This window comes from Actinoalloteichus sp. AHMU CJ021, assembly GCF_002895405.1.
GTDB classification, from domain to species: Bacteria; Actinomycetota; Actinomycetes; order Mycobacteriales; family Pseudonocardiaceae; genus Actinoalloteichus_B; species Actinoalloteichus_B caeruleus.
On sequence record NZ_CP025990.1, the window covers coordinates 4,191,327 to 4,217,786 of the forward strand.

The 26,460-nt window shown below is 73.0% G+C and carries 25 protein-coding genes; 18 read left to right on the forward strand and 7 right to left on the reverse strand.

Going from position 1 to position 26,460, the window contains the following annotated elements; all coding sequences use genetic code 11:
- The first annotated feature begins 22 nt into the window (after positions 1-22).
- Positions 23-850: an ectoine/hydroxyectoine ABC transporter ATP-binding protein EhuA gene (gene ehuA, locus C1701_RS17735; RefSeq protein WP_026418613.1), complete on the forward strand. Its 828-nt coding sequence runs from the start codon at positions 23-25 to the stop codon at positions 848-850.
- A 17-nt stretch (positions 851-867) separates the two neighbouring features.
- Here the strand turns inward: ehuA and C1701_RS17740 are convergent, their stop codons facing one another.
- Positions 868-1,413, reverse strand: coding sequence for an NUDIX domain-containing protein (locus C1701_RS17740; RefSeq protein ID WP_026418612.1), 546 nt, complete (start codon positions 1,411-1,413; stop codon positions 868-870).
- A 290-nt stretch (positions 1,414-1,703) separates the two neighbouring features.
- Here C1701_RS17740 and C1701_RS17745 point away from each other — a divergent pair, with 290 nt between their 5' ends.
- The 3 genes from C1701_RS17745 to C1701_RS17755 are packed head-to-tail and all read left to right on the forward strand — an operon-like array spanning position 1,704 to position 4,162.
- Positions 1,704-2,891, forward strand: coding sequence for a S8 family peptidase (locus C1701_RS17745; protein ID WP_026418611.1), 1,188 nt, complete (start codon positions 1,704-1,706; stop codon positions 2,889-2,891).
- A 60-nt stretch (positions 2,892-2,951) separates the two neighbouring features.
- Entirely contained in the window at positions 2,952-3,611 is a 660-nt protein-coding gene (nucS, locus tag C1701_RS17750; RefSeq protein WP_026418610.1) for an endonuclease NucS, read from the forward strand.
- 50 nt (positions 3,612-3,661) lie between these two features.
- Positions 3,662-4,162, forward strand: coding sequence for a TspO/MBR family protein (locus tag C1701_RS17755; RefSeq protein WP_026418609.1), 501 nt, complete (start codon positions 3,662-3,664; stop codon positions 4,160-4,162).
- Positions 4,163-4,569: 407 nt separating this feature from the next.
- Here the strand turns inward: C1701_RS17755 and C1701_RS17760 are convergent, their stop codons facing one another.
- Positions 4,570-4,842, reverse strand: coding sequence for a hypothetical protein (locus C1701_RS17760; protein WP_103056288.1), 273 nt, complete (start codon positions 4,840-4,842; stop codon positions 4,570-4,572).
- Between the two features lie 472 nt (positions 4,843-5,314).
- Here C1701_RS17760 and C1701_RS17770 point away from each other — a divergent pair, with 472 nt between their 5' ends.
- The 5 genes from C1701_RS17770 (at position 5,315) to dhaM (ending at position 10,601) form a co-directional block, all read left to right on the forward strand.
- Positions 5,315-6,331, forward strand: a complete 1,017-nt coding sequence (locus C1701_RS17770; protein ID WP_337661799.1) for a hypothetical protein — start codon at positions 5,315-5,317, stop codon at positions 6,329-6,331.
- A gap of 182 nt (positions 6,332-6,513) precedes the next feature.
- Positions 6,514-8,070 carry an aldehyde dehydrogenase family protein gene (locus C1701_RS17775; RefSeq protein ID WP_308208869.1) on the forward strand — a complete coding sequence of 519 codons (1,557 nt, stop codon included), beginning with the start codon at positions 6,514-6,516 and terminating at the stop codon, positions 8,068-8,070.
- A gap of 166 nt (positions 8,071-8,236) precedes the next feature.
- Positions 8,237-9,238: a dihydroxyacetone kinase subunit DhaK gene (gene dhaK, locus C1701_RS17780; protein WP_103056291.1), complete on the forward strand. Its 1,002-nt coding sequence runs from the start codon at positions 8,237-8,239 to the stop codon at positions 9,236-9,238.
- A complete protein-coding gene (dhaL, locus tag C1701_RS17785) occupies positions 9,238-9,903 on the forward strand; it encodes a dihydroxyacetone kinase subunit DhaL (RefSeq protein ID WP_103057087.1) in 666 nt (221 codons plus the stop codon). Before dhaK ends, dhaL begins: the two co-directional genes overlap by 1 nt.
- Positions 9,900-10,601: a dihydroxyacetone kinase phosphoryl donor subunit DhaM gene (dhaM, locus tag C1701_RS17790; RefSeq protein WP_026418605.1), complete on the forward strand. Its 702-nt coding sequence runs from the start codon at positions 9,900-9,902 to the stop codon at positions 10,599-10,601. Before dhaL ends, dhaM begins: the two co-directional genes overlap by 4 nt.
- A 101-nt stretch (positions 10,602-10,702) precedes the next feature.
- On the opposite strand, the gene C1701_RS17795 is transcribed toward dhaM, so the two are convergent.
- On the reverse strand, positions 10,703-10,927 hold the full coding sequence (locus tag C1701_RS17795; protein ID WP_081715388.1) for an FmdB family zinc ribbon protein: 225 nt from the start codon (positions 10,925-10,927) through the stop codon (positions 10,703-10,705).
- A 116-nt stretch (positions 10,928-11,043) separates the two neighbouring features.
- On the opposite strand from C1701_RS17795, the gene C1701_RS17800 reads away from it, so the two are divergent.
- The 3 genes from C1701_RS17800 to C1701_RS17810 all read left to right on the forward strand — a co-directional run bounded on the left by C1701_RS17800 (position 11,044) and on the right by C1701_RS17810 (position 13,045).
- A complete protein-coding gene (locus C1701_RS17800) occupies positions 11,044-11,358 on the forward strand; it encodes a hypothetical protein (RefSeq protein WP_026418604.1) in 315 nt (104 codons plus the stop codon).
- An 81-nt stretch (positions 11,359-11,439) separates the two neighbouring features.
- Positions 11,440-12,189 carry an alpha/beta hydrolase gene (locus C1701_RS17805; protein ID WP_026418603.1) on the forward strand — a complete coding sequence of 250 codons (750 nt, stop codon included), beginning with the start codon at positions 11,440-11,442 and terminating at the stop codon, positions 12,187-12,189.
- 85 nt (positions 12,190-12,274) lie between these two features.
- Positions 12,275-13,045 (forward strand): alpha/beta fold hydrolase, encoded by a 771-nt coding sequence (locus C1701_RS17810; protein WP_026418602.1) that lies wholly within the window; start codon positions 12,275-12,277, stop codon positions 13,043-13,045.
- Between the two features lie 220 nt (positions 13,046-13,265).
- Here C1701_RS17810 and C1701_RS17815 read toward each other — a convergent pair whose 3' ends face one another.
- Positions 13,266-15,002: a chromosome segregation protein gene (locus C1701_RS17815; RefSeq protein WP_245588769.1), complete on the reverse strand. Its 1,737-nt coding sequence runs from the start codon at positions 15,000-15,002 to the stop codon at positions 13,266-13,268.
- A 160-nt stretch (positions 15,003-15,162) separates the two neighbouring features.
- On the opposite strand from C1701_RS17815, the gene C1701_RS17820 reads away from it, so the two are divergent.
- From C1701_RS17820 to C1701_RS17830, 3 genes are all read left to right on the forward strand, one after another.
- On the forward strand, positions 15,163-15,519 hold the full coding sequence (locus tag C1701_RS17820; protein ID WP_030105491.1) for an SPW repeat protein: 357 nt from the start codon (positions 15,163-15,165) through the stop codon (positions 15,517-15,519).
- 163 nt (positions 15,520-15,682) lie between these two features.
- A complete protein-coding gene (locus C1701_RS17825; protein ID WP_026418600.1) occupies positions 15,683-16,309 on the forward strand; it encodes a TetR/AcrR family transcriptional regulator in 627 nt (208 codons plus the stop codon).
- A gap of 251 nt (positions 16,310-16,560) precedes the next feature.
- Positions 16,561-18,963 carry a penicillin acylase family protein gene (locus C1701_RS17830; protein ID WP_051313883.1) on the forward strand — a complete coding sequence of 801 codons (2,403 nt, stop codon included), beginning with the start codon at positions 16,561-16,563 and terminating at the stop codon, positions 18,961-18,963.
- A gap of 227 nt (positions 18,964-19,190) precedes the next feature.
- Here C1701_RS17830 and mce read toward each other — a convergent pair whose 3' ends face one another.
- Positions 19,191-19,643 carry a methylmalonyl-CoA epimerase gene (gene mce, locus C1701_RS17835; protein ID WP_026418598.1) on the reverse strand — a complete coding sequence of 151 codons (453 nt, stop codon included), beginning with the start codon at positions 19,641-19,643 and terminating at the stop codon, positions 19,191-19,193.
- 42 nt (positions 19,644-19,685) lie between these two features.
- Between mce and C1701_RS17840 the strand changes: the two genes are divergently transcribed.
- From C1701_RS17840 to meaB, 3 genes are all read left to right on the forward strand, one after another.
- Positions 19,686-20,543, forward strand: coding sequence for a DUF1028 domain-containing protein (locus tag C1701_RS17840; protein WP_051712938.1), 858 nt, complete (start codon positions 19,686-19,688; stop codon positions 20,541-20,543).
- Between the two features lie 238 nt (positions 20,544-20,781).
- A complete protein-coding gene (locus C1701_RS17845) occupies positions 20,782-21,987 on the forward strand; it encodes an acetyl-CoA C-acetyltransferase (RefSeq protein WP_026418597.1) in 1,206 nt (401 codons plus the stop codon).
- Complete coding sequence (meaB, locus tag C1701_RS17850; RefSeq protein WP_030105486.1) at positions 21,984-22,952, forward strand: methylmalonyl Co-A mutase-associated GTPase MeaB; 969 nt, start codon at positions 21,984-21,986, stop codon at positions 22,950-22,952. The genes C1701_RS17845 and meaB overlap by 4 nt, the downstream gene beginning before the upstream one ends.
- A 584-nt stretch (positions 22,953-23,536) precedes the next feature.
- On the opposite strand, the gene C1701_RS17855 is transcribed toward meaB, so the two are convergent.
- Positions 23,537-25,027 (reverse strand): DNA polymerase IV, encoded by a 1,491-nt coding sequence (locus tag C1701_RS17855; protein WP_051313900.1) that lies wholly within the window; start codon positions 25,025-25,027, stop codon positions 23,537-23,539.
- Between the two features lie 235 nt (positions 25,028-25,262).
- On the reverse strand, positions 25,263-26,258 hold the full coding sequence (locus tag C1701_RS17860) for a LacI family DNA-binding transcriptional regulator (RefSeq protein WP_026418595.1): 996 nt from the start codon (positions 26,256-26,258) through the stop codon (positions 25,263-25,265).
- Between the last annotated feature and the right edge of the window lie 202 nt (positions 26,259-26,460).

Consider the following 26,460-nt stretch of genomic DNA (forward strand, 5'->3'; position numbering starts at 1 on the left):
CGTGAGACCGAGAGGATTCGACATGACCGAGCCCAGCGCCGCGGCGGCCGGCTCGCCGGGGGAGAAAGCGACCACCGACGACGGGTTCATCGTCTTCGACCAGATCAGCAAGCGCTTCGGGAAGAACGTCGTCCTCGACGACCTGTCGTTCTCGGTCGGGTCCGGGGAGCGGGTGACGCTGATCGGGCCGAGCGGTTCGGGGAAGACCACCATCCTTCGGATGCTCATGACGCTGACCAAGCCAGACTCCGGCACCATCAGGGTGGGGGAGGACTACCTCTACCACGAGGAGCGGAACGGCGAGCTGGTCAAGGCCGGGGAGCAGCACGTCCGCAAGGTCCGAGGTCGGATCACGATGGTGTTCCAGCAGTACAACCTGTTCCCGAACATGCGGGTCCTGCGCAACGTCACCGAGGCCCCGGTGCACGTCCTCGGCCGCTCGCAGGACGAGGCGGAGGAGCGGGCGAAGGAACTGCTCGACATGGTGGGGCTCGGTGACAAGCTCCGGGCGTACCCGTCGCAGCTCTCCGGTGGTCAGCAGCAGCGGGTAGCGATCGCCAGGGCGCTGGCCATGGACCCGGACATCCTGCTGCTCGACGAGGTCACCTCGGCGCTGGACCCCGAGCTGGCCGCCGAGGTGCTCGACGTGCTGCGCGACATCGCGAAGAGCAGTGACATCACCATGCTCTGCGTCACCCACGCGATGAAGTTCGCCCGGGACGTCTCCCACCGGGTGCTCATGTTCGACCAGGGGAAGATCATCGAGGCGGCTCCGCCGGCCGAGATCTTCGACGACCCCAAGCAGGAGCGCACCAGGACCTTCCTGGAGTCCGTGCTCGACGAGACCTGAACGGGTGCGGGCGTCGGTCAGTCAGCGACGCCGACGCCCGCCCGGTGCAGCAGGAGCAGGGAGTACGCGGCGATGGACTGGGCGTCGGTGATCTCGCCGGTGGCCACCATCTCCCGGAACCGCTCGTGGGTGAACCAGGCGGCACGCATGTCCTGCTCCTCGTGTTCCCGCTGGTGCACGCCGATGGTGAGTTCGGTGGCCAGGAAGACCGCGCCGCGCTGGCTGCTCAGCCCCGGCGCGAGGTCGAGCGTGCCGAGTTCGGTCAGCCGACCCGCCCGCAGGCCGGTCTCCTCGCGGAGTTCGCGTTCGGCCAGTTCCCTCGGCGGGAGTTCCAGTTGGTCCGGGGCGGTGCCCTGCGGGAACTCCCAGCACCGCCGACCCAGTGGGTAGCGGAACTGCTCCACGAGGAACAACCGTTCCCCGTCCTCCGGGATCACCAGCGCGAACGGTGGCTTGTCGATGACCCCGTAGATCCCGACCGAACCGTCTTGGCGCCGGATGGTGTCCTCTCGGATGCTCATCCACGGGTTCGCGTACACCTGGCGGCTGTCGAGCGTGTCCACGGCCGATGATCCTGCCTCCTGGCGAGGAGGGTGCCAAGTCCGGGGGTGGTGCTTCCGCGACCCACGAACCCCGCTCCGCTGTGGAGACCGTGCTCCGGTTGGAGCAGTCCCCGCCACCACTCGTGAACGGTTCCTTGGCCGAACGGGTGAGACCCCTCATTCGAAGGGGTACAGCCCCGCCCGACGAACGCGAAGGCATTCCGCAACCAGCCGGTCGAATGTCAATCTTTCCCTTACGAATAGTCGGTCCTGTTGGAAATTTCCTGACGGATCGACGGGGAGGAGTGGCAATGAACGACTCATGGTCCAGGGCGGTGGCGTTCCTGGGGGCGGTGGCGCTCGTCGCGGCCCTGCCAGGAACGGCACTCGCGACGGAAGGCCCACGCGGGGACGTGCTGGGCACCGAGAACCCCGACGCGGTGCCCGGCCGGTACATCGTGGTCCTGGACGACACGGTCTCCGCCCAGGACGTCGTGGGAACCGCCGGTGATCTGGCCGCCAAGTTCGGCGGCTCCGTGGAGATGACCTACCGGACGGCGCTGCGCGGGTTCGCCGTCAGCCTGGACGACGCCGAGGCGCCGCTGCTGGCCGCCGAACCCGGTGTCGCGCTCGTCGAGCAGGACCAGCGGGTTCGGCTCACCGATGTCCAGGAGGGCCCCACCTGGGGCCTGGACCGCATCGACCAGCGGGAACTCCCCCTCGACGAGGCCTACGAGTACCAGTCGACCGCGGAGGGGGTGTCCGTCTACGTCCTCGACACCGGCATCAACCACGGGCACGTCGACTTCGGTGGCCGAGCCCAACTCGGGTTCGACGCGGTCGACGACGGCCAGGAGGGCGAGGACTGCAACGGCCACGGCACCCACGTCGCGGGAACCATCGGCGGCGAGGAGTACGGGGTGGCCAAGGGCGTCGACCTCTACTCGGTGCGCGTGCTCGGATGCGACGGCTCCGGCACGAGCTCCGGCGTGATCGCGGGCATCGACTGGGTCACCGAGAACGCCGAGACGCCCGCCGTGGCCAACATGAGCCTGGGTAGCGCCGGGGCCACCGCCATCGACGAGGCCGTCGCCAACTCCGTGGCCGCCGGCGTCACCTACGTCGTGGCCGGGGGCAACTCCAACACCGACGCCTGCGGGACCTCACCGGCCCGGGTCGAGGAAGCCGTGACGGTCGGGGCCACCGACGCCGAGGACGGCCGCGCCTACTTCTCCAACTGGGGGGAGTGCCTCGACCTGTTCGCCCCCGGCGTCGACATCACCTCGGCCTGGATCGACGGGGAGGACGCCACCAACACCATCAGCGGGACGTCGATGGCCTCACCCCACGTCGCGGGCGCCGCCGCCCTCCTCCTGGCCGAGAGCCCCGAGGCCACTCCCGAGGAGATCGCGGCGGCCCTCACCGACGCCGCGACGCCGGACGTGGTCGAGGACCCGCAGGCGGGTTCGCCCAACCTCCTCCTCTACACCGGGCAGTGACGGCGAGCCGGCCGGCGGGGCGCGCGCGACGGCGTCGACGGGGCATCTAGGCTGTGCCGGGTGCGTCTCGTGATCGCTCAGTGCCAGGTGGACTACGTCGGCCGGCTCACCGCCCATCTGCCGAAGGCCACCAGGCTCCTGCTGATCAAGGCGGACGGGTCCGTGTCGGTCCACTCCGACGACCGCGCGTACAAACCGCTGAACTGGATGAGCCCGCCCTGCTGGCTGATCGAGGACCCCGACGTGTGGACCGTGCAGAACAAGGCCGGCGAGAAGCTCGTCATCACCATCAGCGAGGTCCTGCACGACAGCAAGCACGAGCTGGGCCCGGAGCCGGGCCTGGTCAAGGACGGTGTCGAGGCGCACCTCCAGGAGCTGCTCGCCGAGCACGTCACCACCCTCGGGGAGGGCTGGTCGCTGGTGCGCCGCGAGTACCCGACGGCCATCGGCCCGGTCGACCTGCTCTGCCGCGACGACGCGGGGGCCACGGTCGCCGTGGAGATCAAGCGTCGCGGTGAGATCGACGGGGTCGAACAGCTGACCCGGTACCTGGACCTGCTCAACCGGGATCCCCTGCTGGCGCCGGTGCGGGGTGTCTTCGCCGCGCAGATCATCAGGCCCCAGGCGCGGGTGCTGGCCGAGGACCGGGGCATCCGCTGCGTCACCCTCGACTACGACGCCCTGCGGGGCATCGAACCGGACGAGTTCCGCCTCTTCTGAGCGCGGGGCGTCGGGAACACGGGCGTCCGCATCGGCCCTAGCCTGGGGGGATGCCCGTCCAACCGGAGCCAGGCCACGCCCCCGCGCACCCGGTGCGCGGGCTGCTCGTCTTCGTCGCGGCCGTCGCGGCGACCGCCGTGGTCGGCTCGCTCGCCTCAAGATCCGCGGCCGAGGACTACGCGGCGCTCGAACTGCCGTCCTGGGCCCCGCCCTCCTGGCTCTTCGGGCCCGTGTGGACGGCGCTCTACGTGTTGATCGCCGTCTCGGGCTGGCTGGTGTGGCGGCGGCACGGCATCACCGGAGCCCGTACCGCGCTCGGGTTGTACGGCGCCCAGCTCGTGTTGAACGCCGCGTGGACGCCGCTGTTCTTCGCCGCCGGACGTTACGGCCTCGCGTTGGTCGACATCGTGGTGCTGTTCCTCGTCGTCGCCGTCCTCGTGGGCCTGTTCGCCCGGCTCCACCGCACGGCGGCTGTGCTGCTGGTGCCCTACCTGCTCTGGGTGGGGTTCGCGGCCCTGCTGAACGCCGCGGTCTGGTCGCTCAACACGTGAGCGCCGCTGACCCGTTCGCGACCGCCGAACCAGGTCGGGACCAGTGGGAACGGTGGACACGGACGGCCTGACGCGCGCCTCCCCGCCCCTCGTGGGTGACGAGCTGTGGGGTTCCACGCCCTGTCCCGCCGTGCTGCTCGGGCGCGACGGCACCCCGCGGGCCCTCAACGGCTTCCCCGCCGCCGACGGGGGTGCCCGGTTCGACCAGGGCAACCGGCGTGGTTGGTCGACGCGCACTCCCGTTTCCTCACCGCTGATCACCCACCCGCACCGGGAGGGCCCCGACGTCGTGGCGCTCTCCCGCTCGATCGCCACCCGCCTCCCCACCGGGCACGCGACCGTCACCGCCTGCCATGCCGACGGAAGGCCGTCATCGTCGGCGGAGCCCCCTGCGGCGCGGACGGCCGTTACGCCGAACCGCTCGGAGCGCACGCCTGGGCCCGGGACGCCCGCGAGGCGGCCGACCTCCTCGCGGCGCGGCGGCCACCACCGCCGACCTCCCCCGCCACCCCGTCGACGACCTCCCGCGCCTGGTGGCGCGGGAGTGCACGATGGTCGCGCGGCGTGCCACGGGTCTCGTCCGGACCACCTGCGCGCGGCTGGAGGATCTGTTCCCGGCCGTCACCGAGCACACCGAACGGCAGCGCCAGCACACCGCCGAGGACGTGGGTCCACATCATCGGCTTCCTGGTGACCGCGCCCTACCTCGGCGATGACGAGCTCTTCCACGGTTTCCTCGACTGGGCGTCGGACGTGCTCGCCGCGCGCGACGTCCCCCTCACGTTCCTGGTGACGACCCTCGACCCGCTTGCCACCGAACTCCGGGAGCCCCCCGCGCGGCGGCCATCCCCAGCGGCGGTGGATCCAGGTGGGACGGCGGACGAGCCCGAGCCGGTGAACCGACGGGCCGCCCTCACCGCCTCCCCGGCCGCCCGTGCGCCCCCGTCCGGGCGGGGGCTGGAACGGGCCGAGAGGTCTCGCCCGCCGGCGCGGTCCTCGACGGGCTGGCCGCGCGCGGGGACCCGCGCGGACGCGCACCCAGCGGAGTCCTCCACTTCCCGTACGGGACCGAACGCGCTCCCCGCGCGAGCCGGGGGACCACGGTTGGCCGTAGTGGACCCACCGGCACCGACGACCGGCTAGCGTGCGGACGTGCCTGTGCGTCGAACCGGTCCCGCCTCCTCGTTCCTGGGAGCGGCCGTGCTCATGTCCCTGGTGGCGGCCGGCTGCGGAGCGGCACCCGACCTGACCAAGACCGTCTCGGCCAGGAGCACGGTCCCGATGGAACCCGCCCCGGTCGATCCGGGGGTCGCGGCGGAGTGGACCGGACCACAGGACCCGGCGTTGACCCTGGACGCCCAACGGAGGGTCGATCCGTGCGCGTTGGTCGACCCCGCGGCCCTCGCCCCGTTGGCCGACGACCTGACCCTGTCCAACTCCGGCTGGGACCGCTGCTACGGGTACAAGCTCCTGGAGGAACGTTCCCTGAACGTGTCCCTCCAGCTCGGGGACAACGCGCTCCTCTTCGCGCAGGAGGCTGCCGAGGACATCGCCGGCCTCCCCACCTACCTGCAGTCGATGAGCAGCGGGTCCGGCGGGAACTGCACGGTGCGGCTGCTCACCAGCGAGGGCGAACACCCCCGCGCGCTGACCGTGCTGGTCGACGGCCCCGGCGAGGATCTGTGCGACCAGGGCGGCGAACTGGCCCGCGTGGCGGTCGAACGACTCCGCGAGGGTCCCCCGCTGTTGGACACCCCGGACGGCACCCTGCTGGAACGGGACCCCTGCGCCCTGCTGGCCCCGGACGTGGTGGAGGACGTCCTGGGACCCGATCAGGAGTCGCGGCCGGACGGCCTGTACCGGTGCCGCTGGGGAGCCCCGGCGGGCCCGTCCCTCCTCGTCGAGTTCGCGCAGGGGTCGGACCCCGCCGACGACGACGCCACCGAGGAGGTGGAGGTGGCCGGCGCGGTCGCCTACCGCGAACGGTCCGAGATCGTCTACCCCCAGTGCGAGATCAGCTGGTTGCACCGGACCACCGGCGGCGGCGCGTACGAGTCCGAGATCGTCCGGGTGGTGATGGACGACGTCCTGCGGGACGGGGCCGACGTCTGCGCCGGCGCGCTCGCGGCGGCCCAGGAGGTCAGGCCAGGGCTGCCGCCCTCGGCCTGACTCACGGGGTGTTCCCCGCCCACCCCGCCCATCACCCGTTCGTCGGATCTTCACCACGGCCCCACGCCAACGGGTGCGCAATGGGGGGTGTCCGGAAGATGATCTGTCACGACCGCGACGTGTCCGGCGCGCGAACTGGGCTGACGGCCCGCGACGCTCCCCGGTCCCTGGGAGGATGCACCATGCCGAACCCCGTGCCAGGCCAGGACAACAGCGTGGCGGGGGTGTCCGGGGGCGGCTGCGGGACGGTCACCGGCGAGTCGGTGACGGGGCCGGGAGCGCGGCGCTTCACCTCCGTCGACCCCCGCACCGGGGAGACCGTCGGCCACTACCCGCTGCGGACACCCGAGGAGGTCGAGGACACCGTTGCCTCGGCGCGCGCCGCCGGCGAGTGGTGGTCCGGGCTGGGGTTCGGCGGCCGTGCCGCCCGGCTCGCCGCCTGGCGCCGCCACCTCGTCCGCCACTTCGACGAGCTGGCGCACCTCGTCTGCGCCGAGACCGGGAAGCCGGTCGACGACGCCCGGGTCGAGGTGGCGATGGCCGTCGAACACCTCAGCTGGGCGGCTCGGCACGCGGAGCGGGTGCTGGGGCGCCGGCGGGTGCCGTCCGGGTGGCTGATGAACAACCAGGTCTCCACGGTCGAGTACCTCCCGCTCGGCGTCGTCGGCGTCATCGGGCCCTGGAACTTCCCCGTGCTCACCCCGATGGGCAGCATCGCCTACGCGCTCGCCGCCGGGAACACGGTCGTGTTCAAACCCAGCGAGCTCACGCCCGGGGTGGGGCGGTGGCTGGCGGCCTCACTCGCCGAGAGCGTGCCGGAGCGCGAACTGCTCCACACCGTCACCGGGGCTGGCGACACCGGCGCGGCGCTGTGCGCCTCCGGGGTGGACAAGATCTCCTTCACGGGCTCGGCGAGCACGGGCCGGGCCGTCCTCCACGCCTGCGCCGACAGCCTCACACCCGTCGTGCTCGAATGCGGGGGGAAGGACGCCCTCATCGTCGGGGAGGGCGCTGACCTGGGACGCGCCGCCGACGCCGCCGTGTGGGGCGGGCTGTCCAACGCCGGCCAGATCTGCGTGTCGGTGGAACGGATCTACGTGGTGGAGGCCGTCGCGGAGGAGTTCCTCCGACTGCTCGTCGAACGGGTGGCCCGGGTGCGACCCGGCGGTGAACCCCACGCCGACTACGGGCCGATGACCGACCCGGCCCAGGTCGAGGTCGTGCGCCGCCAGCTCGCCGAGGCGCTGGAGCGGGGAGGCAGGGCGCTGGTCGGCGGCGTGGAGTCCGTACGGCCGCCGTACGTCGAGCCGGTGGTGCTGGTCGACGTGCCGGAGGAGGCGCTGGTCAGTTCGGAGGAGACCTTCGGGCCGGTCCTCGTCGTCCACCGCGTTCCCGATCTCGACACCGCCGTCGCCCGGGCCAACTCCGGACGCCACGCGCTGGGAGCGGCCGTCTTCGCCGGTCCGGCCGGAGCGGACCTCGCGCCCCGGCTGCGAGCGGGCATGGTGGCGGTGGACGGCGTCCTCACCTTCGCCGCCGTTCCAGCTCTCCCCTTCGGGGGTTCCGGCGAGTCGGGTTTCGGCCGGGTGCACGGGGAGGACGGCCTCCGCGGTTTCGCCAGGGCGCAGTCGGTGGTGCGGCGGCGGTTCCGCCCCCTGCTGAACCCGATGACCTTCACGGGGCGGACCAGGGCCGTGCGGCGGCTGGGCCGGCTCCTGCGCCTGCGCTACCGGCGGTGACCCCTGGCGGCGCCGTCGTCCGGTGTCCGCATCCGCCCCGGCCGTCCACCCGACCCGACACCTCTGGCACCGGTAGGGTCACCGTGGTGACGGCCGTCACCCGGTCAGGGGGCGGGCGTGGGGCCTGCCCGGACGAGCCGGGCGGGTCGACAGGGAGGTTCGACGCGTGAAGAAGATCCTGAACGATCCCTCGACCGTGGTGACCGACGCGCTCCGAGGTCTGGCCCTGGCTCATCCCGAGCTGCTCAGGGTGAGCACCGACCCCGCCGTGGTCACCCGGGTGGAGCCGACCCCGCCGGGCGCCGTCGCGGTCGTGTCCGGAGGCGGCTCGGGGCACGAACCGCTGCACTCCGGGTTCGTCGGCCCGGGCATGTTGGCGGCCGCCTGCCCCGGCCCGGTGTTCACCTCACCCACCCCCGACCAGGTGGTCGCCGCGGTGCGGGAGGTGGAGGCGGGCGGGGGCGCGCTGCTCGTCGTGAAGAACTACACGGGCGACGTGCTCAACTTCGAGACGGCCGCCGAGCTGCTCGAGGCCGAGGGCGTCGAGGTGCGGACGGTGGTGGTCGACGACGACGTGGCCGTCACGGACTCCTCCTTCACCGCGGGGCGGCGGGGAGTGGGGGGAACCGTCCTCGTCGAGAAGATCGTCGGCGCGGCCGCCGCCCGGGGGGACTCCCTCGACCGGTGCGCCGAGATCGCGGGCCGGGTGAACTCCCAGGTGCGGTCGATGGGGCTGGCGCTGTCGCCCTGCGTCGTGCCCCACGTCGGCCGGCCCAGTTTCGAGTTGGGCGAGGACGAGATCGAGATCGGGATCGGCATCCACGGTGAACCGGGGCGGGAGCGCATCCCGCTCGAACCCGCGGACGGCCTGGTCCGCCGGCTCCTGGAGCCCGTGCTCGACGACCTGCCGTTCGCCTCGGGGGACGAGGTCCTGCTGTTCACCAACTCGATGGGCGGAACTCCCCCGCTGGAGCTGTACCTGGCCCACGGGATCGCCGAACGCCTGCTCGACGAACGGGGGATCAGGGTGCGCCGCAGCCTGGTCGGCCCCTACGTGACCAGCCTTGAGATGCGGGGCATCAGCGTGAGCGTGCTCCGGTTGGACGACGAACTGACCGCGCTGTGGGACGCCCCCGTGCGCACCACCGCGCTGAACTGGGGGCCCTGATGGGGTGCGGGGTGGACGAGGTGGTGGCGGCCTTCCACCGGGTCGCCGAGGTGATCACCGCGCACCGCGACGAACTGGTCGACCTCGACCGGGCGATCGGGGACGGTGATCACGGCGAGAACCTCACCCGAGGCTTCACCGCGGTCCGCGCGAGCTTGGACGAGGGTGAGCACGGCAGTCCCGCCGAGGTGCTCAAACTGGTGGCCAGCACCCTGATCTCCACGGTCGGTGGCGCCGCCGGCCCCCTCTACGGCACGGCCCTGCTCCGAGCCGCCAAGGCGGTGCCCGACCGGGTGGAACTCGGCCCCGAGGACGTCGCCGCCGCGCTCGCCGCCGCCCTGGAGGGCGTCGTCGCCAGGGGACGCGCGGAGGCGGGCGACAAGACCATGGTGGACGCGCTGGTCCCGGCGGTCGCGGCGGCGGAACGGGCGGTCGGCGACGGCGGGGACACCCGAGCCGTGCTGGCCGCCGCCTCCGCCGCGGCCGAGACCGGCGCGCGGGAGACCGCCCCCCTCGTCGCCAGGAAGGGACGGGCGTCCTACCTGGGAGAACGCAGCGCCGGTCATCTCGACCCCGGTGCGCGCTCGACCGCCCTGGTGCTGGGCGCGTTCGCCTCGCCCGGCCCCAGCCCCCGCCGAACCCCGGGGAAGGAGTGCGAGGGATGAGAGTGGCGGTGGTCCTCGTGTCCCACAGCCGGGCACTGGCGGAGGGACTGGCCGAACTCGCCGGCCAGATGGCACCGGACGTGCGGCTGGAGGCCGTGGGCGGGCTGCCGGGAGGAGGCCTGGGCACCGACTTCGACGCGGTCTCCACGGCCGTCGCGGACGCCGACCAGGGGGCCGGCCTCGTCGTGCTCTACGACCTGGGCAGCGCCCGGATGACCGCCGAGCTGGCGGCGGAGAGCGTGGGCGATCCAGACCGGGTCCTGCTCGTCGACGCGCCCTTCGTGGAGGGCGCCGTTGCCGCCGCCGTGGCCGCCCAGAACGGCGGCGAACTCGCCACGGTCGGCGCGGCGGCGGTGGCGGCGGCACCCGGCCCGGAAGCGCGGGGACCGGCCCTCACCGGGCCGGCGGCCGAAGGGGCGGTCGAGACCGCTGAGGTCCGGGCCGAAACGTTCGTTCTGCGCAACGAGGTCGGGCTCCACGCGCGGCCCGCCGCGCTGCTCACCAGGAGCATCGCCGGCCTGGACGCGGACGTGCGGGTGCGCTTCGGTGACGGGGAGGTGGACGCCGCCAGCGTGCTGGCCCTGATGGGACTCGGCGCCGGCCGGGGGGACACCGTGACCGTCTCGGCCACCGGACCGGACGCCGAGACCGCGCTGAGGCGGGTGACGGACCTGGTCGAGCGGAACTTCGACGAGTGAACCGCGCCGACCCGCCGAGGGAGTCGACGCGAGGTCATCCGAGGGGGAACCGTCCGACGCACGCCTACGCGCCGGGCCGGGAGCAGGTCGCTCAGCCGAGGTCAGCCGCAGCATCCCCCGCCGCAGCAGCCTCCCCCGGCCGGCGTCGCAGCGGCGGCCCCGGCCGGCGCTGCGCCGCCCCCTCGGGCCAGGGCCACCGTCGAGAGGAGTTTCACGGTGTCGTCGTGACCCACCGGGCAGCGAGCCGGGTCGGAGGCGGCGCTCATCGGCCGCTGGACCTCGAAGGTCGTGGCGCACTCACGGCAGCGGAACTCGTAGCTGGGCACGCCGCCATCATCGCAGAACGGAGCCGGTCGAGGCTCCTGCCGGCGTCCCCGCCCCTCAGCCGGTCACGGTGGCCGAGGACTCGGTGCGGGCGCCGGGGCGACTACCGTGGTCGTCCGTGCCGCGCCGCAACCGATCCCCGAAGTCCGCCGTCCGAGGTCGGGCCACCGCCGCGCGCCCGTTGTCGGCGGGGGTGGGGTCCGCCCAGCGGGTCTCCGGGCCCGACGGTGACTGGATGGTGCGCACCGTTCCCGGTTCCCAGGCGGTGAAGACCTACCGGTGCCCGGGCTGCGACCACGAGATCCGCGCCGGCATCCCCCACGTGGTGGCCTGGCCCGCCGACGAGTACGGCAGCGCCGAGGAACGTCGGCACTGGCACAACGGGTGCTGGCAGGCGCGCGGCAGGCGGGGCCCGACCCGGCGGTGGTGGTAGGGAACGGGTGTTCGTGACCCGTGTCCCGGTGGCCCGGATCACCCCGGCCACCGCGGCCGGTGATGGCACGATCGAGTGTTGATGAGTACACAGATCCGGGCGGGCACGGTACTGCCCGCACGCCGGGAGCCGCTCACCCTGCACACCGCCGACGACCTGCGCCTGGTCGGGGAGCTCGCGATGCCCGAGCGGAGGGCCCCGGTGGCGACGCTGGTCTGCCTGCACCCGCTGCCCACCCACGGCGGGATGATGGATTCCCACGTCTACCGCAAGGCCGCCTGGCGGTTGCCCGCGCTCGCCGACATCGCGGTGCTGCGGTTCAACACGAGGGGAACGGAGAGCGCGGCGGGGCGGAGCGAGGGCGAGTTCTCCCACGGGGACGCCGAGCGGCACGACGTGGTGGCGGCCCTGGAGTACGCCGAGTTCGAGGACCTGCCCAACGTCTGGTTGCTGGGCTGGTCCTTCGGTACCGACCTCGCGCTCATGCACGGCTGCGACCCGCTGGTGCGGGGTGCGATCCTGCTGTCCCCGCCCCTCCGGTACAGCCGCGAGGAGCACCTGCGGGTGTGGGCCGAGTCGGGCAAGCCGGTGCACGCGCTCGTGCCCGAGTTCGACGACTACCTGCGCCCGCCCGCCGCCCACGAGCGCTTCCAGGCGATCCCCGGGGCCAGGGTGGTGCCCTTCGAGGGAGCCAAGCACCTCTGGGTCGGTCGCGCCGACGACGTCCTCGACGAAATCGTCTCCATCGTGGCCCCGGACGTGCCGACCCCACTGCCCCGCAGCTGGGACGGGCCGTACGAGACCCACCAGTTCACCGTCCACCAGTCCTGACCCGCCCGTCGGATCGGCCGCTCCGGTCGCTGCGTCCGCGTCGCCGGGGGGAGGATGGCCGGCGTACCGACGGAAGGGACCGAGGATGACACCGCCCCTGGTGCTGCTGCACGCCTTCCCCGTGGACGCTCGGATGTGGGGCGGCGTCCGCCCGCTGCTCGGGCCCGGCCGGCGGGTGTTCGCCCCCGACCAGCGGGGACTGGGCGGTCGCCCCCTGACCCGGGACGGCGACGTGCCCCAGCCCGATCTCGACGTCGTCGCCGACGACGTCCTCGCCGAGCTGGATGCCCAGGGGGTCAGGCGCGTCGTGGTGGGTGGCTGTTCGATGGGCGGTTACGTGGCGATGGCGCTGCTGCGGCGTGCCCCGGGGCGGGTCGCCGGTCTGGTGCTGGTGGGCACGCGGGCCGGCGCCGACGGTCCCGAACAGCGCGCCAACCGGCTGCGGGTGGCGGACCGGCTCGAACGCGAGGGCGCCACCGGCTGGTCGGCCGAGTCGGCCGTGGAGGGACTGCTCGGGCCGACCACGCGGGCGTCCCGGCCGGAGGTGGTCCGCGCGGTCCGGGGTTGGGCGCGCGAGCAGTCGCCGGCCGGCGTGGCGTGGGCGCAGCGGGCCATGGCGTCTCGGCGGGACTCGCGCGCGCTGCTGGCCGCCGCCACGGTGCCCGTGCTCGTCGTGGCGGGCCAGGAGGACGGCGTGGTCCCCGTCGGTGAGCACCGCGCCCTGGCGGGAGACATCGCGGGCTCCGCGCTGCGGGTGGTGCCGGGAGCCGGGCACCTCGCCCCCGTCGAGGACCCGGTCGGTTTCGCCGGATGCCTTGTCCCGTGGCTCGACGAGGTGGCGTCGGCGGGGGAGTGAGCCGTTCCTCCGACCAGGGAAGTCCCACCCGCCTCGGGTGGTGTGCTCGTCGACGGCCCCCGGTGGTGGTCGCCGCCGCTGGGAGGTGGGAACGCACGGAACGGATGGTCGGGCCTGGGGGCGGGCGGTGGGAGGAGGACCTCCAGCTCGCGCGCTCGGAACGCCGCGAGGGGCCCCGGAACCGGGACCCCTCGCGGTGGTGGTGCGGCCTGTCGCGCGGCTACTGCTGCTTGGGAGCGGGCAACACGGTGGTCTCATCCCCGTGCCCCTGGCTCGCCTCGGCTCCCTGCTCCTCGGCGGGCTGCTGCTCCGGTTCCCGCTCGTCCTCCGGCGTGGGCAACCGCATGATCCTGGTGCCGTCGTCCGAGGTCACCGCCGCGTCGGCGTCGGAGCTCCCGGTGGCCGGGGTGGCCGGCTCCTCCCCGGTGGCCCGCTCGTCCTCGGCCCGGGGGATCGCCATCACCGTGGTGCCCTCGTTGTCCGCACCGGCCCCGTCGGCCGGCGTGGCCTCGGCGCCGGTGGCCGTCTCCGCCGCGACCTGGTCGTTCGCTGGGGGTGGGGCCGGCGTCTCCTGGGTCACCTGTGCGTCGGTGGCCTGCTGGGGGGCCGGGGGCGCCGGCGGGTGGGGCTGTTCCAACCGCACCTGCGAGACCGCGTCCTGCGGAGCGGAGGGCACGTTCACCGGCACCGACGCCGACTGGTCCCAGACCCGGGTCCGCTGGTGGGGGTGGCGCTGGATGACCGTCTCCTCCGCCCCGTTGTGCTGCTGGTGCGGCGGCTGCTTGGCGGGCGCCCAGCCGGGCACCGGCGGGCCGGCGGGCACCGGGTGGAAGTGGGGCCGGGGGAAGTGCTGCGTGGGCGGGTCGTGACGTGACTGCGAACCGGCCGGCAGCGCGGGCGGCTCGACCGGCTGCTGGTCCTCGTCGGCGAGGTCGAGCAGGGGGCCGGCCTCGACGAAGACCGCCCGGATCGCCTTGAGCTGCTGGGCCAGCCGGCCTCGCGTCTGGCGCAGGGTGTCGACCTGGCGCTGGGCCTGGCCGATCCGCCGGTTGGCCTCCTCCGTGGCCTCCCGCACCCGGCGGTGCGCCTCGTTCGTGCTCTCCTGGAGCCGCCGGTTGGCCTCCTCGGTGGCCTCCCTGACCCGCCGCTCGGCCTCCGCCTTGCTGTGGGCCTCCTGCTCGGCCAGCGTGCGCATCGCCTCGTTGCGGCGGGACGACATCGCCATCTCGAAGTCGTCCTCGACCTGCTTGCGCCGGGCGTCGGCCTCGGCGTCGGCTGCCTGGCGGGTCTGCTCGGCCTGCCGCAGGTACTCCTGGGCGTCGTGCTCGCCCTTCTGCCGGATCGCCTCGCCCTCCTGGCGGAGCCGCTGGGCCTCCGCCTCGCCCTGCCGGCGGATGTTCTCGGCGTCCTGCCGAATGCGGTCCGCGTCGGCCTCCCCCTGCTGGAGGACCTCCTGCGCGGCGGCACGGATGCGCTCACCCTCCTGGTTGGCCTTGTCCAGGGTGGCGCGGTGCTCCGCCTCCATCTCGGCGCGACGCGTGTCGTTCTCGGCGATGAGCCGCTCGTACTGGTTCCGGAGGCCGGTGGCCTCCTTCTCGGCCTTGGCCTGCATCTCGGCCGCGTCGGTCTCGGCGCGGGCGCGGATCTCGTTGGCCTCCTCCTGCGCCAGCCGGAGCATTCGCTGGAGGCGTTCGCTCATCCCCTCCAGACTGGTGGGGGGCTGGCTCATCCGCTCCAGTTGGGAGTGGAGGCTCTCGATCTCGGAGCGGGCCGCCTCCAACTGGCGGGCCAGGTCGCCCGCCTGCGACAGGGCCGCGTTCCGGTCGGCCGCGAGGATGCGGAGATCGGCGTCCAACCGCTCGAGGTGCTCGTCGACCTGAGCGCGGTCGTAACCACGTTTGGCGACGTCAAAGCCGGAGCCAAGGGGTAGTAGGTCACGGTCGTCGGCAAGGCCCATGAGTGTCACGCTACCTGGATGGCCGGAGGGTTCGGGGTATCTCCCCGCCATTGTGGTTCACGTGTCCCGAGTTCGCCGGACGACGAGACCGCACGGGTTGACCGGTTGGCCAACCAAGGCGCATCCTGGGGTAGTTCCTGCAGGAACGGAGGTGGAGACCATGACTGGAAAGTGGTCACGTTGGCAGGACTGGGCAGCGTTCGCGCTCGGTGTCTACACGGTCATCTCGACCATCTGGCTGGACGTCACCGCGGGCACGGCGTGGACCATGATCGTGCTCGGCGCGCTGCTGGCGATCAGCGGTCTGTGGTCGCTCTCGGCGCCCGGTTCGGTCGCCAGCGAGTGGACCCACATGCTCTTCGGGGTCCTGTTGTTCCTGGCGCCCTGGGTCATCGGGTACACGGACCAGGGCGGCGCGGCGTGGACCTCGTGGATCGTGGGTGTGCTGGCGGTCCTGGTGAGCGCGGCGGCGCTGCCCGAGGCGAACACCGCTCACCGGGGGGTGATGGCCCACTGAGTGGATGCCGCCGGCCACACCGGCGGCGGTGTCCCCGCGCCCGGCGTGCCCATAACGTGTCCAGTGCCGAGAAGGCGGACCCGTTGTGGGCACGACCGGCGTATGGGGAGGGACAACGGTGAGCGTGGCGGACGCGGCGGCAGGCTCGACGAGGAGCGGCAGGGTGCGGCGGACAGGCCAGCGGGACGGTGTCGGGGCGCGGGAGCGCATCCTGACCGCCGCCGGCGAGCTGTTCGCCGAATCGGGTTTCGACGCCACGCCCACCTCGCGGATCGCCGAACGGGCGGAGGTCCCCAAGGGGCTGGTGCACTACTACTTCCGCCGCAAGCAGGACCTGCTGGCGGCCCTCATCGAACGCCTGCCCGACGTGCGGGTGGACCTGACCTCGGTCGTCGTCCCCGGGGACGTCGCCACCAGCCTGCGCCAGTTGGTGGCCGCGCTCGACCGAGGTCTCGACGCGTCACCGCTGCTGTCCCACCTGCTCTGGCGGGAGACCGACACCCATCCGGCCGTCCGGGACGCGCTGGATGCGCGGCTGCGCGGGATCGTCTCCCAGATCCGGGAGGTGCTCATCGCCGCGCGGGAAGCGACCGGGGGGCCGGCGGCGGAGACGGCGCTCGTCGGGGAGGGAAGGGTCGGGGCCCGGGAGGGGAGCGACGACATCGAGAGCGCGGCGGCGTTGCTGGCGCTGGCGGTCAGCTACCGCCACTCGGTGGCCCGGCACACCCAGCCGGCGGACGTGCTGGACCGGGAGTTGGACTTCGTCGCGCGGGCGCTGGAAAGCGGGTGAACACCGAGCGCGGAGAGGGGACGCGCCCGGTCGGCCGTCGGGCGGTCCCGTCCGGGGTGCGCGGTCCTCGTCGGCACGCCGGCGGTCCAGGCCGGACGGAGTAGGTCACTGATCGAGGTGGAGTAGTGGTGGCCGCCCGGCCCTGGGCCGTTCGAGTGAGGTCCTGCTGGGGCGCATGGTGAAATATTCACGTTGCATGCACGATTCGTGTCCGAAGCCCACGTCAGGTGGGCCGCTCGGACGGAGTAGTCATGCGCATACCGAGTACCGGACGGGATCCCGCCGCCAGGTGGCGGAGACGAACGACGGCCGTCGCGCTGGTGGCCCTGCTGCCCGTGACCGCCTCCGGAGCGGCCGACGGTGAGGAGGGGGCCGGCACCACCGTCACCCTCCCCGGCCTCTCCGAGGAAGTGGAGATCCTCGTCGACGAGTGGGGGATCCCGCACATCTTCGCCGCCAACACCGACGACCTCTACCTGGCGCAGGGGTTCAACGCGGCCCGCGACCGGCTCTTCCAGATCGACCTGTGGCGGAAACGCGGACTCGGCGAGCTGTCCTCGGACCTGGGGCCCGACTACGTCGAACAGGACAGGGCCGCCCGGCTCTTCCTCTACGACGGCGACATGGAGGCCGAGTGGGCGAGCTACGGACCGGACGCCGAACGCACCGTGACGGCCTTCGTCACCGGGATCAACGCCTACGTCGACTGGCTGGAGGAGAACCCCGACCAGCTCCCACCCGAGTTCGCCGAACTCGGGTACGAGCCCTCCCGGTGGGCCCCGGAGGACGTCGTCCGGATCCGCAGCCACGGGCTCACCAGGAACCTCACCAGTGAGGTCGCCCGGGCGCGCGTCGCGTGCGCCGAGGGCACCGACGCCGACCTGGTGCGCCGTGGCCTCGAACCGGACTGGACCACCGAGGTCCCCGACGGGCTCGACCCCTGCGCCATCGGGGACGAGGTGCTCGACACGTTCCGGTTGGCAACCAGCGGGGTCGCGTTCTCCGACGGGGAGGTGCGGGTCCTCGAGGCGGAGGACCCGACCGTGGTGGGCAGCAACAACTGGGTGGTTGCGCCCGAACGGACGAGCACCGGGCGCCCGATCCTCGCCAACGACCCGCACCGCGCCTACTCCGCCCCGGCCCTCCGGTACGTCACGCACCTGTCCGCACCCGGTCTGGACGTGATCGGCGCCGGTGAGCCCGCACTGCCCGGCGTGTCCATCGGGCACAACGGCACCGCGGCCTTCGGCCTGACGATCTTCTCCATCGACCAGGAGGACCTCTACGTCTACGAACTCGATCCCGCCGACCACGACCGGTACCGCTACGGGGACGGGTGGGAACGCGTGGAGGTCGAGGAACAGCGGATCGAGGTCGCCGGAGAGGACGCGGTGACCGTCGAGACGCGGCACACCCGGCACGGTCCCCTCATCCACGTCGACGAGGACCGCGACCTCGGGTACGCGGTGCGAACGGCGTGGAGCGAACCGGGGATGTCCCCCTACCTCGGCAGCCTCGCCTACCAGGGGGCCCGGAGCTTCGACGAGTTCGAGGAGGCGATGCGGACGTGGGGAGCGCCGACGGAGAACCAGGTGTACGCCGACGTCTCCGGTGAGATCGGTTGGGTGCCCGGCGGCCTCGCGCCGGAACGCTCCGGCTACGACGGTCTGCTGCCCGTCCCGGGAGACGGCCGCTACGAGTGGACGGGTTTCCACGACGGGGCCGAGCTGCCGCGTTCGCGCAATCCCGCCGAGGGGTACGTGGCGACCGCCAACGAGATGAACCTGCCACCGGACTTCCCGCACGAGGAGTACGGGCTGGGGTACGAGTGGACCAACCCGTTCCGGTTCCAGCGCATCACCGAGGTGCTCGCCCAGGACACCGACCACGGTCTGGCCGACTCGGCCGCCCTCCAGCTCGACCAGCTGTCCCTGCCCGCGCGACGGATCACCGCGCTGCTGCCCGGGCTGGAGCCCGGGGACGCGATCACCAGCCGAGCCCGCGACCTCCTCGTCGGGTGGGACCACGTGGAGACCGCGGACTCGGGCCCGGCGGCCCTGTTCGAGGTGTGGTTGTCCCGGCACCTCGGTCCGGAGTTCGTCCGCCTGGCCGCTCCGGAGGCAGCGGAGATCATCGAACAACCCGACACCCTGGTGTTGGTGGAGGAGCTGGAGAACCCGGGCCGCTGGCTCGACCAGGAGGAACGCGACGAGCTGCTGCTCACCACGCTGCGCGCGGCCTACCGGGAGACCGGTGAGCTGTTGGGCGGCAACGACCGGCGGTGGGAGTGGGGGCGGTTGCAGCACACGCTCTTCGCGCACCCCGTCGGACGGGGCGGCGCGGAAGACGACCCGGCCAGCCTCGACGTGGGGCCCTTCCCCCGGGGCGGCTCCAAGGACACCGTGAACCAGTCCTCCTACCGGGTCTCCGACTTCCGCCAGACCAACGGCCCGTCGTTCCGCATGGTCCTCGACGTCGGCGAGTGGGACCGCTCCCTCGTGATCAACGGGCCAGGCCAGTCCGGTGACCCGGACAGCCCGCACTACCGCGACCACGCCGAGCCGTGGCGCGACGGCGAGTTCGTCCCCCTGCTCTACAGCCGGGCCGAGATCGAACGGCACGTGGGCGAACGGATCGTCCTGCTGCCCGGCTGAGCCCGGTCCCGCCCTGGGGTGAGCGGCGGCCAGTGGGAGGTGCGGTTCCACCGCCGGTCACCCCGGTCACGGGCCGGTCCCGCCGGTCCGGTTTCCTCCTGCTGGGTGATTTCCGGACCGGATCGCCGACGGGGCTCGCACCGACCGGCCCGCCGTACGGGTGACGGCCCTTCCCCGGTGGTCGGACGGGGAGGGGCCCCGGGCCGGTGCCGCCGCGCCCTCCCCGGTCACGGGAGCGCGGACTTGGGAGGTTCGACGAGTTCGATCAGGACACCCCCGGCCGCCTTCGGGTGAACGAAGTTGATGCGCGAACCCCCGGTGCCCCGCCTGGCCTCCTCGTAGAGGAGGCGGACGCCCTTGTGGCGCAGCGCCGTGCTGATCGCGTCGATGTCCCACACCCGGTAGGCCAGTTGTTGCAGGCCCGGGCCCCGCCGGTCGAGGAAGGACGCGATCGGCGAGTCCGCGCTGAGCGGGGCCAGCAGTTGGAGCGCCGCGCCGTCCCCCGCGTCCCCCGCCGCCCTGAGCATCGCCTCCCTGGTGCCCTGTTCCTCGTTCGACTCGATGTGCACGACCCTGAGACCAAAGGTGTCGCGGTAGAAGGCGATGGCCTCCTCGAGGTCGGCGACGGCGACACCGACGTGGTCGATGGCGGTGACGAACTGGCTGAGTTCCTCCGGCATTCCAGGAGGGTATGTGGCGCGGATCTCGATTACGGTGCCAGTGTGACCTTCTCGATCGTCGCCAGGGACCCGGTGACCGGTGAACTGGGCGCCGCCGTCGCCAGCGGTGTCCTCGCCATCGGCGCGAGGGCGCTCGCCGTCGAACCAGGGCTGGCGGCGGTGGTCGTGCAGGGCGCCGCGGGCGCCGACCAGCTCCACGCCGTCCTCGACCGGCTCCGCGAGGGGAACGAGCCGGAAGAGGCGGTGCGCGCGGCTGGGCTCAGCGCGGAGATGCAGTGCGGTGTCGTCACCCCGTCGGAGAGCACCAGTTGGACCGGCGACGCCTGCCCCGGTGCCGCCGGAGGCGTCGCGCTGCCCGAGGTCGCCGTCCAGGGCAACCTGCTGACCTCCACGGAGGTGTGGGAGGCGGCCCGCGAGACCTTCCACACCACCACCGGTCCGCTGCACCGCCGACTCGTCGCCTCGCTCCGCGCCGGGCAGCAGGCCGGGGGCGACGCCCGGGGGCAGCAGTCCGTGGCGCTCGTCGTCCGCGCCGCCGGGGGGACCGAACCGCTGCCGCTGGACCTCAGGGTCGACGACCACCGCGACCCGCTGCGCGAGCTCGGCCGCCTCCTGGACGTCCACCACGCCCACGACCTGATCGCCAGCGGCTCGTCCGTGCTGCACGAGGACATCGACATGGCGCGCCGCCTCGTCGACGCCTCGGCCCGGTTGCCCGGCGACGCCCTGCTGGCCGGCTGGGCGGCGGTCGGCGCCTTGGTGCACGGCCTGCCGGAGGCGGCGCTGCTGGTGAACGCGGCCCGCTCGCAGACCCCGAGGTTCGCCGCGCTCTGCGCCCTGCGCGCCTCCCACGGGGGGCCGCTGGCCCCCGCCTGGAACAAGCTGGCCGAACTGGGCTGAGGCGGGGCCGTCCCCTCGGGCCGGCCGCCCCTCGCCGTGGCCACGAGCCCGTCCGCCGCTGCCGTTCCCCGGCTTCCGGCCACCCCTCCCCCGAGGCGCGCACCAACGGGGCCGGCCCCACCCGGTGCGCCCACCGCCTCCCGTGACGACGTGTGTGGTCGCCGTCACCCCTCGTCGGTCCTGGCGGGGCCGGTAGGGTCCGGATCAGTCGTAGGCGGAGGAACGAGGGAGAACATCCGTGACCGGTTCCGTCATCGTCGCCGGAGCCCGCACCCCGATCGGGCGGCTGCTGGGTTCGCTCAAGGATCAGTCCGCCGCCCAGCTGGGCGGCGTCGCCATCAGGGCCGCGTTGGACCGGTCGGGAGTGACCCCCGACCAGGTCCAGTACGTGATCATGGGACAGGTGCTCACCGCGGGAGCCGGGCAGATCCCCGCCCGGCAGGCGGCGGTCGCCGCGGGCATCCCGATGGACGTGCCCGCCCTGACCATCAACAAGGTCTGCCTCTCGGGGCTCGACGCCATCGCCCTGGCCGACCAACTCATCCGAGCCGGTGAGTTCGACGTGGTGGTGGCCGGCGGGCAGGAGTCGATGTCCCAGGCACCCCACCTCCTGCCGAACTCCCGGACCGGGACGAAGTACGGGGACGCCGTGCTCCGCGACCACATGGCCCACGACGGCCTCTTCTGCGCCTTCGACCAGGTGGCGATGGGGGAGTCGACCGAGCGGTACAACTCCCGGTACGGCCTGGCCCGCGCCGAGCAGGACGCCTTCGCGGCGGCCTCGCACCAGCGCGCCGCCGCCGCCACCGCCGCCGGGGTCCTCGCCGAGGAGATCGTCCCCGTCGAGCTCCCGGGACGTCGGGGCGCACCGGGCGTGGTCGTCGATCGTGACGAGGGCATCCGCCCGGACACCACCGCCGAGGGCCTCGCGGCGCTGCGGCCGGCCTTCGCCACCGACGGGACCATCACGGCGGGCTCCGCCTCCCAGATCTCCGACGGGGCGGCGGCCGTGGTGGTCATGAGCCGGGCCAGGGCGGAGGAGCTCGGCCTGGAGTGGATCGCCGAGATCGGCCCGCACGGGGTGGTCGCCGGCCCGGACGCCAGCCTCCACGAACAGCCTTCCCGGGCGATCGCGGCCGCCTGCCGGCGAGCCGGTGTCACCCCGGCCGATCTCGACCTCGTCGAGATCAACGAGGCGTTCGCGGCGGTGGGCCTGGTATCGGCGAGGGAGCTCGGCGTGGACCTGGACCGGGTCAACGTCAACGGGGGTGCCATCGCCCTCGGCCACCCGATCGGGATGTCCGGTGCCCGACTGGTCCTCCACCTGGCGCTCGAACTCCGGCGGCGCGGTGGCGGCCTCGGCGCCGCCGGTCTCTGCGGCGGGGGCGGGCAGGGTGACGCGTTGCTGCTGCGCGTCCCGGAGGCGGACCGGGCCGAGCGATGAGCCACGCCGAGGTGGACGACCTGGTCCAGCGGGCGCGCGCGGGACAGCCGAGGGCACTGGGTCGGCTCATCTCCCTGGTGGAGGACGCCAGCCCTCGGCTGCGGGACGTGGCGGCCGAGCTCACGCCCCACACGGGACACGCCCGAGTGATCGGGCTGACCGGTCCACCGGGAGTGGGGAAGTCCACGTCCACCTCGGCGCTGGTCACGGCCCTACGAGCCCAGGGGAGGACGGTGGGGGTCCTGGCTGTCGACCCCTCCTCCCCCTTCTCCGGTGGTGCGCTCCTGGGTGACCGGGTCCGCATGCAGGACCACGCGCTGGACCCGGGGGTGTTCATCCGCTCGATGGCGACGCGAGGTCACCTCGGCGGGCTCGCCTGGGCCACGCCGCAGGCGCTGCGCGTCCTCGACGCCGCCGGCTTCGACGTCATCCTCGTCGAGACGGTGGGCGTCGGGCAGTCGGAGGTCGACGTCATCTCCCTGGCGGACACCACCCTGGTCCTGCTGGCTCCCGGCATGGGCGACGGCATCCAGGCGGCGAAGGCGGGCATCCTCGAGGTCGCGGACGTGTTCGTGGTCAACAAGGCCGACCGTGAGGGCACCGACCAGACCGTCCGCGAGCTCAAGCACATGATCTCCCTGGGCCGCCGGGAGAAGGAGGGGCCGAGTTGGCGTCCGCCGATCGTGCGGACCGTCGCATCCCGGGCGGAGGGGATGACCGAGCTCGTCGCGGCTGTCGACGAACACCACGACTGGATGCGGGAACACGGAGAGCTCAGTGCCCGGCGGCGGCGGCGAGCCGCCAGTGAGGTCGAGGCGATCGCGGTCGAGGAGTTGCGGGGCCGGCTGGGGGATGTGCGGGGCGGCTCCGCGCTGGTCGACCTCGCCGACCGGGTGCTGGCCGGGCGGACCGACCCCTACACGGCGGCGGACGAGCTGGTCGCGGGCCTGCGGCCACGGCGATGAGCCGCCCGCGCGTTCCGGACGTGTGACATCCCGGTTCCGGCCGGACCGAAGACGCGAACGGGCCGGCCGGGCGGTGCTCACCGGCGGGTGGCGGCGGTAGCCGCCCTGCTCAGATCCGCGGTCGAGCACCCGCTCACCCTCGCTTGCGCGGGGCTTACGCCATCGGCTCGAGGCCGAGCGTGTCGGCTACGGCTCACCCCCGCTTGCGCGGGGCTTACGTGACCTGGCCGTTGCCGACGAACGCGTTCACCGGCTCACCCCCGCTTGCGCGGGGCTTACCGGTGCGGGTTGGCGGTCTATCGGTGCGGCTACGGCTCACCCCCGCTTGCGCGGGGCTTACTGCGCCGGGTCGGGGACCACGTCCACGTCGCCCGGCTCACCCCCGCTTGCGCGGGGCTTACCCTTCGCGACCAGCGCGAATGGAGTGCCGTTATCATTTCTTGACCTTGCGGCCTCGATGATCAGCCTACTCCCGCTCAGTCCCGTCGCGTGGTGGCACGCCGCCCAGAACGGATCGTCGCCGGCGCGGCCAGTCGGCTGCTCCTCCACCATCGTCCACGTCGCCCCTTGTTCCCGGTGCTCGTTCACGAGCTCACGGCGTCGTGCTCCTGGCCGACGGGTGCCACCCACTCCATGACCGTCGTGGAACCGGCGGCCGGACCCGGGTGCGGCGTCCTCCCGTCCTCGACCGTCCGGGCCCGTGCCAGGTCGTTCCTCCTGCCCACGACGGGTAACCAGTCCAGGCTCGCGAGCGGGTCCGCGACGCGCAGCGCGGGGTCGTCCATCGCGAAGGTCCTGGCCGGTCCGGGCCCGGTCGTCCTGGTCTCGAACCGCACCGTCACCCTGCCGACCCCCGCTCCCTGCACCCACCCGTGCCCGTGCTCGGGGTGGCGGACGTCGTCACCCGCCGCCCAACCACGGCCGCCACGGTCACGACCGCCCGGGAGCGGGGCCGTGTCCGGTCGAGGGGTGGGTCCGGCGTCGGTCGCCTCGTCCGGTCCGGTCTCCTCGTCCGGGTGCGGCTCCGGGCCGGCGGTTGGCGGCGCGGGGAACAGGGACTCCTGCTCCGCCGTCGTCAGCCCAGCCAGGGACACCCCCACCAACCGGACAGGTGTGCCGGGAGGAACGGCGGAGCTCACCAGTCGTCGGGCCATCGCGGAGAGCGACGACAGGTCCGAGGTGGCGGCGCGGACGGTCTCCGAACGGCTGACGGTGGCGAAGTCCGCGCTGCGGACCTTCACCGTCACCGTTCTGGCGGCGCGGTGCGAGCGCACCAGCCTCTGGTGCGCGGCGCTCGTCATCGAGACGGCCGCGCTCTCCAGCGCGCCGCCGTCCACCAGGTCCGTGTCGAAGGTCGTCTCGGCGCTGACCTGCTTCACCTCGGCACGTTCCGCCACCGGCCTGGGATCCCTGCCGTGGGCGAGGTCGTGCAGCTCCCGGCCGACGGCCGTCCCGAGCAGCGCGGTGACGGTGGCGGGATCGAGGTCGGCGAACTCACCGAGCGTCTGCACCCCGATCCGCCGCAACTTGCCCTCGGAGACCGGGCCGATCCCCCACAGCGCCCGGACCGGAAGATCACGCAGTACCGCGCGTTGCTCCTCCGGAGTTACCACGAGCAGACCGTCGGGCTTGGCCAGATCCGAGGCGATCTTGGCCACCGACTTGCCCGAGCCGGCCCCGATCGAGGCCACCATGCCCACCTCGGAGTGGATGCGGGCACGCAGCTCGGCCAGGACGCGGCGCACCTCGTCGGCCTGGGCCCCGGCCAGCGAGCCGGGTTCGATGAACGCCTCGTCCAGCGAGACCTGCTCCGCCACCGGGCTGAACCGGCGCACCAGGTCGAAGACCCGGGCGCTGACGGCCTGGTAGACGGTGAAGCGAGGCGGGATGACGGTCGCCACCGGGCAGAGCCGCCTGGCGTGGGCCATCGACATCGCCGACCGCGCGCCGTAGGCCCGGGCCTCGTAACTCGCTCCCGCCACGGTGCCCCGAGGCCCCGCACCGCCGACCAGCACGGGCGACTCCCGGAGGGTGGGGCGGGTCAGCTGCTCGACGGAGGAGAAGAACGCGTCCATGTCGAGGTGCGCCACCCATCGCCCGCTCCCGCTCGCCGTCACCACCGGTCCATTACACCCCCTGACCCCGACGGTGCCCCTCGAACGGGCCGGGCGGATCGATCCGGGGACGGGCCGGGCGGGTCGGTTTCGGCGGTGCTCCGAGGTGCGCGCCGGCCGGTGCCGGTCGCGTCGCGCCGCTCCGTTGGAAGGGGCGGGCGCGTTCCCTGTCCGGGGGTGTCGGCCGCGCCCGGTCTCAGTCCTCGGGGGGAGGTGGCGTCTCCCCTGAGCCTCTGGGGATCAGCCGCACCGGCAGGACGACCCGTTGCGGCGGTGAACCGTCCCCCGCCATCCGGGAGAACAGCAGCTCCGCGCCCGTTCGTCCCAACTCTGGCACGTCCTGGCTGATGACCGTGATCGGTGGAGCCATCAGGTCGGCCAGCTCGAAGTCGTCGAAGCCGACCAGGGCGGGGCGGTGGGAACGGCCTCGGAGGGCGCGCAGCAGACCGACGGTGATCCGGTTGTTGCCGGCGATGACCGCTGTCGCCCTGGCCGCGCCGCCGCTGATGCGGGAGAGGCCGCAGGTCAGCGTGGTCTCGTCGTGCGGCCCCATGAAGACGAGCCGTTCGTCGAAGGGGAGGCCGGCTGAGGCGTGCCCCTCCCGGTAGCCGCGCACCCGTTCGCCCGCCGTGTAGATGTGGGGCGAGTCCCCGAAGAACGCGATCCGCCGGTGGCCGTGCCGCACCAGGTGGGCCACCGCCTCGGCGACACCGCCCTGGTTGTCCACCAACACGGTGTCGGCGGCGATGTCCCCCGGCGGCCGGTCCAGGAACACGATGGGGGTGCCCGCCCGCATCTCCGGTACGAGGTAGCCGTGCTGGACCCCGGAGGGGACCAGCAACATCCCGTCGACCCGGCGGGAGCAGAACTCCAACGCCAGTTCGCGCTCCCGGACGTGGCTCTCGTCGGAGGAACCGGCGAGGACCTGGTGGTCGTGTTTCCTCGCCACCTCCTCGACCGCTCTCGTCACCTGGGAATAGAAGGGGTTGGCCACGTCCTCCAGCAACAGGCCGAGCGTTCCGGTCGCCGAGCCGCGACGCAGATTCCGGGCACCGAGATTACGGCGGAATCCGAGTTGATCGATTGCCGACAGGACGATTTCCGCGGTGGACGGATGTACTCCGGGCTCGTTGTTCACCACCCGGGAAACGGTTTTGATGCTCACGTCGGCCAGTCGTGCCACGTCGTTCATGGTCGCACGTCGGTGGCGTCGTAATCCCTCGGGCAAGGTCGTCACAGCTAGCTCATCTCACCCGGTAGACGCTTCGCTGTCAACAGTTCGACGGATCATCGGCCGGCTGGGCCCATTCCCGGCGACCGTTTACGCCAATAGCACAGCTTTATCGATTAAGTAGCTCCCGGGTTATGGCTGAGTGGGGCCTGAAGGGAAACCT

Coding starts and splice junctions, on each gene's coding strand:
- mce (WP_026418598.1), bottom strand. CDS start 19,643: ATGCCGGAGGAACTCAGCCAGTTCGTCACCGCCATCGACCACGTCGGT.
- C1701_RS17830 (WP_051313883.1), top strand. CDS start 16,561: ATGCGCATACCGAGTACCGGACGGGATCCCGCCGCCAGGTGGCGGAGA.
- ehuA (WP_026418613.1), top strand. CDS start 23: ATGACCGAGCCCAGCGCCGCGGCGGCCGGCTCGCCGGGGGAGAAAGCG.
- C1701_RS17760 (WP_103056288.1), bottom strand. CDS start 4,842: ATGATGTGGACCCACGTCCTCGGCGGTGTGCTGGCGCTGCCGTTCGGT.
- C1701_RS17755 (WP_026418609.1), top strand. CDS start 3,662: ATGCCCGTCCAACCGGAGCCAGGCCACGCCCCCGCGCACCCGGTGCGC.
- dhaL (WP_103057087.1), top strand. CDS start 9,238: ATGGGGTGCGGGGTGGACGAGGTGGTGGCGGCCTTCCACCGGGTCGCC.
- C1701_RS17805 (WP_026418603.1), top strand. CDS start 11,440: ATGAGTACACAGATCCGGGCGGGCACGGTACTGCCCGCACGCCGGGAG.
- C1701_RS17815 (WP_245588769.1), bottom strand. CDS start 15,002: ATGGGCCTTGCCGACGACCGTGACCTACTACCCCTTGGCTCCGGCTTT.
- C1701_RS17775 (WP_308208869.1), top strand. CDS start 6,514: ATGCCGAACCCCGTGCCAGGCCAGGACAACAGCGTGGCGGGGGTGTCC.
- meaB (WP_030105486.1), top strand. CDS start 21,984: ATGAGCCACGCCGAGGTGGACGACCTGGTCCAGCGGGCGCGCGCGGGA.
- C1701_RS17860 (WP_026418595.1), bottom strand. CDS start 26,258: ATGAACGACGTGGCACGACTGGCCGACGTGAGCATCAAAACCGTTTCC.
- C1701_RS17745 (WP_026418611.1), top strand. CDS start 1,704: ATGAACGACTCATGGTCCAGGGCGGTGGCGTTCCTGGGGGCGGTGGCG.
- C1701_RS17855 (WP_051313900.1), bottom strand. CDS start 25,027: ATGGACGCGTTCTTCTCCTCCGTCGAGCAGCTGACCCGCCCCACCCTC.
- C1701_RS17810 (WP_026418602.1), top strand. CDS start 12,275: ATGACACCGCCCCTGGTGCTGCTGCACGCCTTCCCCGTGGACGCTCGG.
- dhaM (WP_026418605.1), top strand. CDS start 9,900: ATGAGAGTGGCGGTGGTCCTCGTGTCCCACAGCCGGGCACTGGCGGAG.
- C1701_RS17820 (WP_030105491.1), top strand. CDS start 15,163: ATGACTGGAAAGTGGTCACGTTGGCAGGACTGGGCAGCGTTCGCGCTC.